The sequence below is a fragment of the Paraburkholderia solitsugae genome (genome assembly GCF_013177695.1).
In the GTDB taxonomy this organism is placed as follows: Bacteria; Pseudomonadota; Gammaproteobacteria; order Burkholderiales; family Burkholderiaceae; genus Paraburkholderia; species Paraburkholderia solitsugae.
Map to the genome: position 1 here is coordinate 20511 of NZ_WOEY01000124.1, position 12513 is coordinate 33023.

Annotated in this window: 12 protein-coding genes; 7 read left to right on the plus strand and 5 right to left on the minus strand. The window is 63.3% G+C overall.

Features of this window, described 5'->3' with window-relative positions:
• The first annotated feature begins 48 nt into the window (after nt 1-48).
• From GNZ12_RS31020 to iscX, 7 genes are all read left to right on the plus strand, one after another.
• Complete coding sequence (locus GNZ12_RS31020) at nt 49-1272, plus strand: IscS subfamily cysteine desulfurase (protein ID WP_172315943.1); 1224 nt, start codon at nt 49-51, stop codon at nt 1270-1272.
• A gap of 76 nt (nt 1273-1348) precedes the next feature.
• A complete protein-coding gene (iscU, locus tag GNZ12_RS31025) occupies nt 1349-1762 on the plus strand; it encodes a Fe-S cluster assembly scaffold IscU (protein WP_097389708.1) in 414 nt (137 codons plus the stop codon).
• A 184-nt stretch (nt 1763-1946) separates the two neighbouring features.
• On the plus strand, nt 1947-2270 hold the full coding sequence (gene iscA, locus GNZ12_RS31030) for an iron-sulfur cluster assembly protein IscA (protein ID WP_028199494.1): 324 nt from the start codon (nt 1947-1949) through the stop codon (nt 2268-2270).
• A 188-nt stretch (nt 2271-2458) separates the two neighbouring features.
• Entirely contained in the window at nt 2459-2986 is a 528-nt protein-coding gene (gene hscB / locus GNZ12_RS31035) for a Fe-S protein assembly co-chaperone HscB (RefSeq protein WP_172315944.1), read from the plus strand.
• Nucleotides 2987-3106: 120 nt separating this feature from the next.
• A complete protein-coding gene (hscA, locus tag GNZ12_RS31040) occupies nt 3107-4978 on the plus strand; it encodes a Fe-S protein assembly chaperone HscA (RefSeq protein ID WP_172315945.1) in 1872 nt (623 codons plus the stop codon).
• Nucleotides 4979-5116: 138 nt separating this feature from the next.
• Complete coding sequence (gene fdx, locus GNZ12_RS31045; RefSeq protein WP_074282931.1) at nt 5117-5458, plus strand: ISC system 2Fe-2S type ferredoxin; 342 nt, start codon at nt 5117-5119, stop codon at nt 5456-5458.
• Between the two features lie 15 nt (nt 5459-5473).
• On the plus strand, nt 5474-5671 hold the full coding sequence (gene iscX, locus GNZ12_RS31050; RefSeq protein WP_007181290.1) for a Fe-S cluster assembly protein IscX: 198 nt from the start codon (nt 5474-5476) through the stop codon (nt 5669-5671).
• A 130-nt stretch (nt 5672-5801) separates the two neighbouring features.
• Here iscX and GNZ12_RS31055 read toward each other — a convergent pair whose 3' ends face one another.
• From GNZ12_RS31055 to GNZ12_RS31075, 5 genes are all read right to left on the minus strand, one after another.
• Nucleotides 5802-6527, minus strand: a complete 726-nt coding sequence (locus GNZ12_RS31055) for an outer membrane lipoprotein (protein WP_172315946.1) — start codon at nt 6525-6527, stop codon at nt 5802-5804.
• Nucleotides 6528-6855: 328 nt separating this feature from the next.
• Nucleotides 6856-8412: a lysine--tRNA ligase gene (gene lysS, locus GNZ12_RS31060; protein ID WP_407947742.1), complete on the minus strand. Its 1557-nt coding sequence runs from the start codon at nt 8410-8412 to the stop codon at nt 6856-6858.
• 122 nt (nt 8413-8534) lie between these two features.
• Nucleotides 8535-9639, minus strand: a protein-coding gene (gene prfB, locus GNZ12_RS31065) for a peptide chain release factor 2 (protein WP_172315947.1) whose coding sequence is annotated in 2 segments (ribosomal slippage) — nt 8535-9557 and nt 9559-9639 — 1104 coding nt in all. Because the reading frame shifts where the segments join, the coding sequence is not laid out codon by codon here.
• A 197-nt stretch (nt 9640-9836) separates the two neighbouring features.
• Entirely contained in the window at nt 9837-11543 is a 1707-nt protein-coding gene (gene recJ, locus GNZ12_RS31070) for a single-stranded-DNA-specific exonuclease RecJ (RefSeq protein ID WP_172315948.1), read from the minus strand.
• Nucleotides 11544-11571: 28 nt separating this feature from the next.
• A partial coding sequence (locus tag GNZ12_RS31075; RefSeq protein ID WP_172315949.1) for a regulator occupies nt 11572-12513 on the minus strand: 942 nt, incomplete at its 5' end.

Genomic DNA, 12513 nt, shown 5'->3' on the forward strand with positions numbered 1-12513 from the left:
CTGATCAGGAACCCAGAAGCCAGAGCAATGACGTCCCCGGAGCAATTGATGAACAACGACACTCTCCACCTGCCCATTTACATGGACTACAGCGCGACGACGCCGGTCGATCCGCGCGTGGTGGACAAAATGATTCCGTACTTGCGTGAGCAGTTCGGCAACCCCGCATCGCGCAGCCACTCGTATGGCTGGACTGCGGAGCGTGCGGTCGAAGAGGCGCGCGAGAATGTCGCCGCGCTGGTGAATGCCGATCCGCGTGAAATCATCTGGACCTCGGGCGCAACGGAGTCGGACAACCTCGCGATCAAGGGTGCCGCGCACTTCTACAAGAGCAAGGGTAAGCACATCATCACGGTGAAGACCGAGCACAAGGCTGTGCTCGACACCTGCCGCGAACTCGAACGCGAAGGCTTCGAAGTCACGTATCTGGATGTGAAGGACGACGGTCTGATCGACCTTGAGAAGTTCAAGGCCGCGCTGCGCCCGGATACGATTCTGGTGTCGGTGATGTCGGTGAACAACGAGATCGGTGTGATCCAGGACATCGAGGCGATCGGCGAGATCACCCGTGAAAAGGGCATCATTTTCCACGTCGACGCGGCGCAAGCTACCGGCAAGGTGGAGATCGACCTGCAGAAGCTGAAGGTCGATCTGATGTCGTTCTCGGCCCACAAGACGTATGGTCCGAAGGGCATCGGCGCGCTGTACGTGCGCCGCAAGCCGCGTATCCGTATCGAAGCGCAGATGCACGGCGGCGGTCACGAGCGCGGTATGCGTTCGGGCACGCTGGCCACGCACCAGATCGTCGGCATGGGCGAAGCGTTCCGCATCGCACGCGAAGAAATGGCAACGGAAAACGAGCGCATTCGCATGCTGCGCGACCGTCTGCTGCGCGGCCTGCAGGACATGGAAGAAACCTATGTGAACGGCGACATGGAAAAGCGTGTGCCGCACAACCTGAACATCAGCTTCAACTTCGTCGAAGGCGAGTCGCTGATCATGGCGGTGAAGGACGTGGCGGTGTCGTCGGGCTCGGCGTGTACGTCGGCTTCGCTGGAACCGTCGTACGTGCTGCGCGCACTGGGCCGTAACGACGAACTGGCGCATAGCTCGATCCGTTTTACGGTCGGCCGTTTTACGACGGAGCAGGATGTCGATTACGTGATCAACCTGTTGAAGACCAAGATTTCGAAGCTGCGCGATCTGTCGCCGCTGTGGGAAATGCACCAGGACGGGATCGATATTTCGACGATCAAGTGGGCTGCGCACTGACGCGCCAACGCTTAGCGTCGCGCTTATTGTCGAACAAGCAACGAATGCAGGTTGAAACGAAACAAGGAGTGTAATCATGTCTTATAGCGCAAAGGTTCTGGACCACTACGAAAATCCGCGCAACGTCGGTTCCTTCGAGAAAGACGACGATGCGGTCGGTACGGGCATGGTCGGCGCGCCGGCTTGCGGCGACGTGATGAAGCTGCAGATCCGCGTGGGCGCGGACGGCATCATCGAAGACGCGAAGTTCAAGACGTACGGCTGCGGTTCGGCAATCGCGTCGAGCTCGCTCGTCACCGAATGGGTGAAGGGCAAGACGCTCGATCAGGCCATGTCGATCAAGAACACGCAGATCGCCGAAGAACTGGCGTTGCCGCCGGTGAAGATCCACTGCTCGATCCTCGCGGAAGACGCGATCAAGGCAGCGGTCGCCGATTACAAGCAACGCCACGGTGAAGCGGTCGTCGAAGGCGACAAGCAACACGCGTAAGCGGCAGTCGAGCGCGTGCTTGAGTGCTCTTTCGAGTGCTCATTTGAGTACTCACTTAAGTGAGTCGAAGCGGGCGGTGCAAGTAAAAGCACGGTCCGGCATGAGCGATATTTGATGCAGACAGGGTAGCGGCGCGTTAGTAAGCACACGAGTGACGAACGCGCGCGGCGCAATGAGAAACGCTATGGCAATTACGTTGACCGAAAAGGCAGCACAGCACGTCCAGAAGTATCTGACTCGTCGCGGCAAGGGTGTCGGGCTGCGCGTGGGCGTGCGCACGACCGGTTGCTCGGGTTTGGCCTACAAGCTCGAGTACGTGGACGAACTCGCGCCCGAAGACGAAGTGTTCGATTGCAACGGCGTGAAGATCATTGTCGACCCGAAGAGCCTCGCCTATATCGACGGCACCGAACTCGACTTCGCTCGCGAAGGGTTGAACGAAGGTTTCAAGTTCAACAACCCGAACGTGAAGGACGAGTGCGGTTGCGGCGAATCGTTCCGCGTGTAAATCGGCTCATTTCCGCGTGCGGCGGATCAAAGGCGGCGCGTGCCGCCTTTTTAGTTTGATCCGCGCATCCGGGTTGATGTCTTGCGGCCGTCTTTGCCGTTGAATCCCGCTGCGCGCTTTCGACCTGCGTAACCTGCGTTTTTAGCCTGCACTCCGGTGCGCTTTCCCGAACGGACTCCTTCTATCCGATGGCCTCGCTGAACGACAGCCACTTCGACCTGTTCGATCTGCCGGCGCAATTCGCGCTCGACGCATCGACGCTCGATCACGCCTACCGCACCGTGCAGGCGCAAGTGCATCCGGACCGCTTCGCGGCGGCCGGCGACGCGCAAAAGCGCATCGCGATGCAATGGGCGACGCGCACCAACGAGGCGTATCAGACGCTGCGCGATCCGTTGAAGCGCGCAACCTATCTGCTGCACTTGCGCGGTATCGACGTCGACACGCATAACAATACGGCGATGGAACCGGCGTTCCTGATGCAGCAGATGGAGTGGCGCGAAGGTATTGAGGACGCCGCGGCGGCTAAGAACGTCGACGCGCTCGACGCCTTGCTGACGGAACTGCGCGACGAAGAGCGGATGCGTTTCGACAAGCTCGGCGCGTTGCTCGACAGCGGCGCGAATCAGGCGGCGGGCGAGGCGGTGCGGCAGTTGATGTTCATCGAGCGGGTGGCGTCGGAAATCGGCACACAGATCGAGCGGCTCGAGAACTAGCGGTCCGGCGTAGAGGCGCGAGTCGGCGCCGTGCATGAACAGGTAGCGATAGCAGCCGTAGCATTACATCCAGCAACGCGAAAATTCAGGACGGGGCCCAGCGGCCCCGAGAAGATCCAGATGGCCCTACTGCAAATCTCCGAACCCGGCATGGCGCCGGCGCCCCATCAGCGGCGTCTGGCGGTCGGTATCGATCTCGGCACCACCAACTCCCTCGTCGCCGCCGTGCGCAGCGGCGTGCCCGACGTGCTGCCCGATGAGGACGGCTATGCGCTGCTGCCGTCGGTGGTGCGTTACCTGGAAAAGGGCGGCCGCCGTATCGGCCGCACGGCCAAGGCCGAAGCCGCGACTGATCCGCGCAACACGATCGTGTCGGTGAAGCGCTTCATGGGCCGCGGCAAGGCGGAAGTGGAAGGCGCCGAAAACGCGCCGTACGATTTCGTCGACGCGCCCGGTATGGTGCAGATCCGTACCGTCGATGGCGTGAAGAGCCCGGTCGAAGTGTCGGCGGAAATTCTCGCGACGCTGCGCCAGCGCGCCGAAGACACGCTCGGCGACGAGCTGGTCGGCGCGGTCATTACGGTGCCTGCGTATTTCGACGAAGCGCAGCGCCAGGCGACCAAGGACGCCGCGCGGCTGGCCGGTTTGAACGTGCTGCGTCTGCTGAACGAGCCGACCGCGGCTGCGATCGCCTACGGCCTCGATAACGGCTCTGAAGGCCTTTACGCCGTCTACGACCTCGGCGGCGGCACCTTCGATCTGTCGATTCTGAAGCTCACCAAGGGTGTGTTCGAAGTGCTCGCGGCGGGCGGCGATTCCGCGCTCGGCGGCGACGATTTCGACCATGCGCTGTATCGCCATGTGCTGGAGCAGGCCGGCATCGCGCCGCAAACGCTCGCGCCGGAAGACGTCCGCCTGCTGCTCGACAGCGTACGCGTGACCAAGGAGGCCCTGTCTGATGCGCCGAATGCAAAGGTACAAGCCAAGCTCTCGAACGGCGCTCAGATCGATCTGACGATCGACGAGGCCACTTTCGAGGCCATCACTCAGGCACTGGTTCAACGCACGCTTGGGCCCACGAAAAAAGCGCTGCGCGACGCCAAGGTTGCCACCAAGGACATCAAAGGCGTGGTGCTGGTTGGCGGCGCGACGCGCATGCCGGTGATTCGCCGCGCAGTCGAGTCGTTCTTCGGCCAGCCGCCGCTCATCAATCTGGATCCGGATCAGGTGGTCGCGCTCGGCGCGGCGATCCAGGCCGATCTGCTTGCGGGCAATCGCGGCGCGGACGGTGACGACTGGCTGCTGCTCGACGTGATTCCGCTGTCGCTCGGCGTCGAAACGATGGGCGGTTTGACCGAGAAGATCATCCCGCGTAATTCGACGATTCCAGTCGCCCGTGCGCAGGATTTCACGACCTTCAAGGACGGCCAGACGGCCATGGCGATCCACGTCGTGCAAGGCGAGCGCGAGCTCGTCAACGATTGCCGTTCGCTCGCGCGTTTCGAACTGCGCGGCATCCCGCCGATGGCCGCCGGCGCGGCGCGGATTCGCGTCACGTATCAGGTCGACGCGGACGGTTTGCTGTCGGTGTTCGCGCGCGAACAGGGCTCGGGCGTGGAAGCATCGGTGGTGGTCAAGCCATCCTACGGTCTCGCCGACGACGACATCGCCAGGATGCTCGAAGAGAGCTTCTCGACCGCGGAAATCGACATGCGCGCTCGGGCACTGCGCGAGGCGCAAGTCGAAGCGCGCCGTCTCGTCGAAGCGACCGACGCGGCGCTGGCCGCCGACGCTGAATTGCTCGACGACAGTGAGCGCGCCGAACTCGACACGCTGCTCACCGCTTTGCGCAACATTGCCCAAAGCGATGACGTCGACGCGATCGAAGCCGCGACCAAAACGCTCGCCGAAGGCACCGACGAGTTCGCCGCTCGCCGCATGAACAAGGGCATTCGCCGCGCGCTGGCCGGCCGTAAGCTCGACGAGATCTGAGCCTCGCGGCGTGGCCGCGCCATGCGCGCCAGCCGGCAATGAACCGCGCCACTCGGACTTAAAAAGTCCGCGCGGCGCCAGTAAAATGGTACGGAGCCTGTTTGCGGCCGCCGTGCCGCAGACCCAAACGGAAAATGTATGCCTCAAATCGTTGTGCTGCCTCACGTCGAACTGTGCCCGGAAGGCGCGGTGATCGACGCCGTGCCCGGCAAGAGCATCTGCGACACGCTGCTCGATAACGGCATCGAAATCGAGCACGCGTGCGAGAAGTCCTGCGCGTGCACAACCTGTCACGTGATCGTGCGTGAGGGTTTCGCCGCCTTGACGCCGTCCGAGGAAGACGAGGACGATCTGTTGGACAAGGCGTGGGGGCTCGAACCGGCCTCGCGCCTGTCGTGCCAGGCGATGGTGCCGGCCGAGCAGGATCTGGTCGTCGAGATCCCGCGCTACTCGATCAATCACGCGAAGGAAAATCACTAACTGGAGGATGCAGCCATGAAGTGGACCGATACGCAAGACATCGCGATGGCCCTGACTGACAAGCACCAGGACATCGATCCGCAGCAGGTGCGCTTCACTGATTTGCACCGCTGGGTCACCGAGCTGGAAGGTTTCGACGACGACCCTAACCGGTCGAACGAGAAGATCCTCGAAGCGATTCAGGCTGCATGGATCGAAGACGCGGATTACTAAGCACGCGCGTTGCTGGGTTTTCCGCTGGCGGCCGGGCGCGACTGATTCCGTTCCGGCTGCGGCAAAGAAAAAGGCGATTCCATTGGAATCGCCTTTTTTAACGCCTGGAGAATCTTCAGGCCGCCAGCGGTCAGGCTGCTACAAGCGTGCCGTTTTCAACCCGCACGCGCTGACCTTGCTGGAACGGCGGCGCTTCGTGATAGGTAAAGTACCGCGTCTTGCCGTTTTCCATCTGCACCCGCACCGAATACGACGTCGTGCTGCGGATATGCTTTTCAACCGAGTTACCGGCGAAGCCGCCGCCGACTGCGCCGAGGACGGTCATCGCGGTGCGTCCGCCGCCGGCGCCGAATTGATTACCGATCAGGCCGCCGGCCACGGCGCCGCCGACCGCACCGATACCGGTGCCGTGACCTTCCTGACGCACCGCGGAGATCGCGGCCACCGTGCCGCAACTCGAACAGTAGGCCGGTTGCGGCGGCTGTTGCGGAGCATATTGCGGTGCCGGTTGGGCCTGTTGCTGCTGGGCGTACTGGGGTTGTTGCGCAGGCGCCGGGGCGCGCTCAGGCACCTGTTGTTGCGCGGCCTGTTGCGCTGCCTGCTGTGCTGCGTCTTGCGGGGCTGCCTGTTGGGCAACCGGATTTGCAGGCGCCGCCGAATCGACCACGCCCGGTTGGGTGGTCACTTGCGCAGCCTGGGTCTGATCCGTTTGCGCGCCGCTGCTCGACGCCTTCGGGAACAGCCCCGTGACGGCCGCCGTCGCGGCGAGACTGGCGATGATCACTGCACCCGCAGCGGTAGCGACGAGCGGGTGAAGACGACGTGGTTGCGTAGGTTTGGTGTCTGGATTGTCCATATAGGCCTCCGTCTGGAGCAGAGTCGACTGTTATTGAGACTGAGTGTCGGGCAAATCGATCCCCGGAGGGTTTCAATTTGTAACCATTCCCCGGCAATTATCGCGGCTTGTTCGCGTCAAAGCGCGCGCAGCGGGGCGGGGTGCCTGATTCCTTGCGGGTCTGCAGCAGTTTAAGAAAACAGCGGCCCGATGGAGGATACGCGGCTTTTACCGATGGTTACAAACTGTCAGGTTTCGGCCTACGGTGTTTTTGAAGCGCTGCAAGAAAAAACGCCCGGCTTCGAACCGGGCGTTTGTTTGCGAGCCATTGACGCGAGCGACGCGGCGTTCAGTCTTCGCGGCGCAGATGCGGGAACAGAATCACGTCGCGGATGCTCGGGCTGTCGGTCAGCATCATCACCAGACGGTCGATGCCGATGCCGCAACCGCCGGCCGGCGGCATGCCGTATTCCAGCGCGCGGATGTAGTCCGCGTCGTAGAACATCGCTTCTTCGTCGCCGGCGTCTTTCTGGTCGACCTGCTTCCTGAAGCGGGCGGCCTGGTCTTCCGGATCGTTCAGCTCCGAGAAACCGTTGGCGATTTCACGGCCCGTGATGAACAGCTCGAAACGCTCGGTGATGCCGGCGACCTTGTCCGAGGCGCGCGCCAAAGGCGACACTTCGACCGGATAGTCGATGATGTAGGTCGGCTCCCACAGTTGCGACTCAGCGGTCTCTTCGAACAGCGCCAGTTGCAGCGCGCCGACGCCTGCGTTCAGGAATTGCGGCTGCGACGCGTCCACGCCGAACTTCTTCAGTTCCGTGCGCAGGAATGCGTCGTCGCCGAGTTGTGCTTCCGTGTATTGCGGCGCGTACTTCTGGATTGCCTGGCTGATCGTCAAGCGATGGAAGGGATTGGCCAGATCCAGTTCGCGGCCCTGGTAGCTGATCGTGGCGCTGCCGAGCGCGTCGATCGCCGCCTGGCGGATCAACTGTTCGGTGAAATCCATCAGCCACGTGTAATCGGTGTATGCCGCGTAGAACTCGATCATCGTGAATTCCGGATTGTGGCGTACCGACACGCCCTCATTGCGGAAGTTACGGTTGATCTCGAACACGCGCTCGAAGCCGCCGACCACGAGGCGCTTCAGATACAGTTCCGGCGCGATGCGCAGGAACATTTGCATATCGAGCGCGTTGTGGTGCGTTTTGAACGGCTTGGCCGCCGCCCCGCCCGGAATCGGGTGCAGCATCGGCGTTTCGACTTCCATGAAATCCGCATCCGCCATGAATTTGCGGATCGACGAAATCGCCTTGGTGCGTGCGACGAACGTCTTGCGCGTTTCCGGCGTGACGATCAGGTCGACGTAGCGCTGGCGGTACTTCATTTCCTGGTCGGCCAAGCCGTGGAACTTGTCCGGCAGCGGACGCAGCGACTTCGACAGCAGACGCAGTTCGGTGCAGCGCACCGAGAGTTCACCCTTGTTGGTGCGGAACAACACGCCGCGCGCCGCGACGATGTCGCCCATGTCCCACTTCTTGAACGCGTCGTACTTCTCCTGGCCGACGTCGGCGGGCGTGATGAAGAACTGGATCTGACCCGAACCGTCGCGCACGGTTGCAAAGCTCGCCTTGCCCATCACGCGCTTGAGCATCATGCGGCCGGCGATCGCGACTTCGAGCGGATTGGCTTCGAGCGCTTCCTTGTCGGTCTCGGCGTATTTCGATTGCAGATCTTCGGCGTGATGCGTGGGGCGGAAATCGTTCGGATAGGCGACGCCTTGCTCACGCAGTTCGCGCAGCTTTTCGCGGCGCTCGGCCATGATCTTGTTGTCGTCCACCTCGGGCACGACATTCGGTCGGGCCGCGTCAGGCTGGGCCGCATTAGGCTGGGTCGGTTCGGTCATGATGATTTGGTATTCGGTGGCCCGCATCAGGATGGTCCGCATGCGGGTGGCCAGTCAGTGAAAAACCTCAGGCGGTAAAAAGATACGGCGCAGCGATGCGATACATGCCGCGCCGGTTGCGCTTAGACGCCCTGTTTCAGGCTGGCGCTGATGAACGGATCGAGGTCGCCGTCGAGCACGCTCTTGGTATTGCTGATTTCGACGTTGGTGCGCAGATCCTTGATACGGCTGTTGTCCAGTACGTACGAGCGGATCTGATGACCCCAGCCCACATCGGTCTTGCCGGCTTCGAGCTTGTCCTGCTCGGCCTGACGTTTGCGGATTTCCGCTTCGTACAGGCGCGATTTCAGCATGGCCATGGCTTCGGCGCGGTTACGGTGCTGCGAACGGTCGTTCTGGCACTGCACGACGATGCCCGACGGCATGTGCGTAATCCGCACGGCCGAATCGGTCTTGTTGATGTGCTGACCGCCCGCGCCGGACGCGCGGTACGTGTCGACACGCAGATCGGCCGGGTTTATGTCGACTTCGATCGAATCGTCGATTTCCGGGTACACGAACACCGACGAGAACGACGTATGGCGGCCACCCGACGAATCGAACGGCGACTTGCGCACAAGGCGGTGCACGCCGGTTTCGGTGCGCAAAAAGCCGTATGCGTATTCGCCTTCGATCTTGATCGTGGCGTTCTTGATGCCCGCGACGTCGCCTTCGGTCTGTTCCAGCACTTCGGTCTTGAAGCCCTTGCGCTCGCAGTAGCGCAGGTATTGGCGCAGCAGCATGGACGCCCAGTCGCACGCTTCGGTGCCGCCGGCACCGGCCTGGATGTCCAGGAAGGCGTTGTTCGGATCGGCCGGGTTCGCGAACATCCGGCGGAATTCCATGTCGGCGACACGTTGTTCGATGCCTTGCGCGTCTGATTCGCAGGCGACGAGGGTTTCCTCGTCGTCTTCTTCGCGGGCCATGTCGAACAGATCCTGCGTGTCGCGCAGGTCGTTATCGAGCGACGTGAGCTTGCCGACGACGTCGTCGAGCAGTTTCTTTTCCCGGCCGAGGGCCTGGGCGTGCTTCGAGTCGTTCCAGACGTCCGGGTCTTCGAGTTCCCGGTTGACTTCGATTAGACGCAGTGCTTTGTCGTCGTAGTCAAAGATACCCCCGTAGCGAATCCGCGCGCGTGCGCAGGTCCGCCAGTGAGGCTTCGATCGCGTTGAGACGTTCCGCTTCCATGTCGATCTTTTATAGCTTCGTAAAAAGGGGAAATTATAGCCGATCGGCGCCCCGCGCCGGAGCCTTGTGAGCGATCCGGCGCGGGTTTGGGGTTGATTTGGCGGGGATTTTTGGCGCTTTGGGCGCAAGGCGGGCAGAACGGTGGCTGCGCGCAAGCCGCGCACTAGAGCCGCACGCGCAGCAACCGCGTGACCGCTTCAGCTCGCGGCGTGCTCGACGATCAACTGCACTCGTGATACGCCATTCCACGTGTCGCTGGCCAGTCGGTATGCGACGGTGGTGCGCGCGGGCAGCGTGTCGGTATGGTTGAACCAGATCGCGTTGAAACGCTGGCGGCCACGTACGAGTTGCAGCTTCAGATGCTTGTCCTTCACCAGCGCCTGCGAGGCGATGTCGAATTCGCCGGAAAACACCGGCGCCGGGAAACCCTGGCCCCAGACGGCGGCGTCGAGCATTTCGACGAATTGGGGCGTGAAATAGGCGTCTTCGAGTTCGCCGTCCGTTTCGACCGTACGCGACAGCGCCTCTTCGGAGAGCCATTCGCGGCCCACAGCCTCGAACGCGGCGGTAAAGCGCGGCACGTCGGCGGCAGCCATCGTGAGACCGGCTGCCATCGCGTGGCCGCCGAATTTAACGATCAGGCCCGGCTCGCGCTTAGAGATCAGATCGAGCGCGTCACGCAGATGGAAGCCCGAGATCGAGCGGCCGGAGCCTTTGACGAGCTGCCCGCTGTCGTCGGCGAGCGCAAACGTGAACGACGGTCGGTGAAATTTCTCCTTCAAGCGTCCGGCGACGATGCCGATCACGCCCTGGTGCCAGCTTGGATTGAACAGCGTGATCGTGGTCGCGCCGTCGGGATTGATCGCGGAGAGGTCTTCGAGCGCCTGCTGCTGCATGCCGGCTTCGATTTCGCGGCGCTCGCGGTTCATCGTGTCGAGCTGCTGCGAGAGATCCCATGCGCGGCCGATGTCGTCGGTGGTCAGGCATTCGATGCCGAGCGACATGTCCGACAGGCGGCCGGCCGCGTTCAGGCGTGGCCCGAGCGCGAACCCGAGGTCGAAACCCGAGGCGCTGCGGGCGTCGCGCGCGGCGGCGCGGAAGAGGGCGGCGATGCCCGGCTGCATCTTGCCTTTGCGAATCCGCTGCAAACCCTGCGCGACCAGCACGCGGTTATTGCCGTCGAGCTTGACCACGTCCGCAACCGTGCCGAGCGCGACCAGATCGAGCAGGCCGTCCAGGCGCGGCTCGGGGAAGTCGTCGTTGAAGGCGCCGCGGCGGCGCAATTCCGCGCGCAGCGCCAGCAGCACATAAAACATCACGCCGACGCCGGCGATGCACTTGCTCGGGAACGTGCAGCCCGGCTGGTTCGGATTGACGATCGCCCGGGCAGCCGGCAATTCGTCGCCGGGAAGGTGGTGATCAGTGACCAGCACGTCGATGCCGAGCGCATTGGCTGCTTCCACGCCGTCGACGCTGGCGATGCCGTTATCGACCGTAATCAGCAGTTCCGGCTTGCCGGATGCGCTGCGAGCGGCCAGCGCGACGATCTCCGGCGTCAGGCCATAACCGTATTCGAAGCGGTTCGGCACCAGATACGCGATCTGGCCGCCGAACATGCGCAAGCCGCGCACCGCGACCGCGCAGGCGGTGGCGCCGTCACAATCGTAGTCGGCGACCACCAGCATGCGGCGTTTGCCCTGAATCGCGTCGGCGAGCAGCGCCGCAGCGTCTTCGCAGCCCTTGAGCGCAGCAGGCGGCACGAGCCGTGCGAGACCGGTTTCGATTTCATCGGGCATGCACACGCCGCGCGCGGCGTACAGGCGCGCGAGCACCGGGTGCAGGCCGTGGCGGGTGAGGACTTCGGCGTCGACAGGTGAGCCGGCGCGCGTAACGATTCGAGTCATTCGGAAAGGCCGTGGATCATTCGATAAGTCATTCGATGAAGAGCGAGGCGAGCACGCGCCGCCGCCAGAATTTGCGCAGGTCGCCGCGCGTCACCGTGAGCGTCACCGAGCCGGTGTCGCCGCACAGCGTCAGGCCGAGTTCGCCGAGCTGGCCCGACTGCAGCGCTTGCAGCGCCGGTTCGAACCAGTCGGTTTGCAACGCGGCGAAGGCGTCGTTCCAGCGCGCCCAGTCCTGCTCGATGTAGGGCGAGGAGAAGGGGTCGAGTTCGACCAGCGTGGCGCCGTTGGGGTTGGCATTTGCGTTGGCGGACGCGCCACCCGACGCGTTGCCCGAGGCGCCGCCCGCAGCGGTAACGGCCCGGAGCGCCGCGAACGACGCCGGCGGCGCAGCGGCCGCGACGCCCGCGGTCATGGCGAGGCCGCGCGTGGCTGCCGCGTCGGAGAAGACGCGCGCGAACGGACTCGTCACCGGTTGCGCTGCGCCCTGTCCGTGGAACCAGATCGAGTTGACGGCGGGCAGGCCACGCGTCTCGCGCGCTTCATTGACCGGATGCTCGAACCATGCCATCTGCACTTCGTTCTGCAGCTTCATCCAGGTGCGCGAACGCTCGCCGGAATGCGCCTCGTGTGGCAGCCAGATTTCGATGTTGCGGCCGCTCGCGCGCAACGGCGATGCTCCGGCCAGCGTGCCGAAGCCGTCGCCCGACAAATACCAGCGTGCGGGCTTCGGCGCTTCGATTCGCACACCGAGTTCCTCGATCAAGGGCCGGGCGACCGCCAGCAGCACGCTGGCTTCGTCGTCGGACAATTCGAGCGAGGCCGGATCGATCAGCACCAGATGGTCGTGCGCGATGCGCACGTGCACCGGTTGCACACAGGCCCACGTAGCGCTGCCGGGGTCGCCGCCGTCGGCGCGCAGCATGTACGGGGCAAGCGGCGCCTCGTCGGCGGCCGAGGCGCCGCTCGGCAG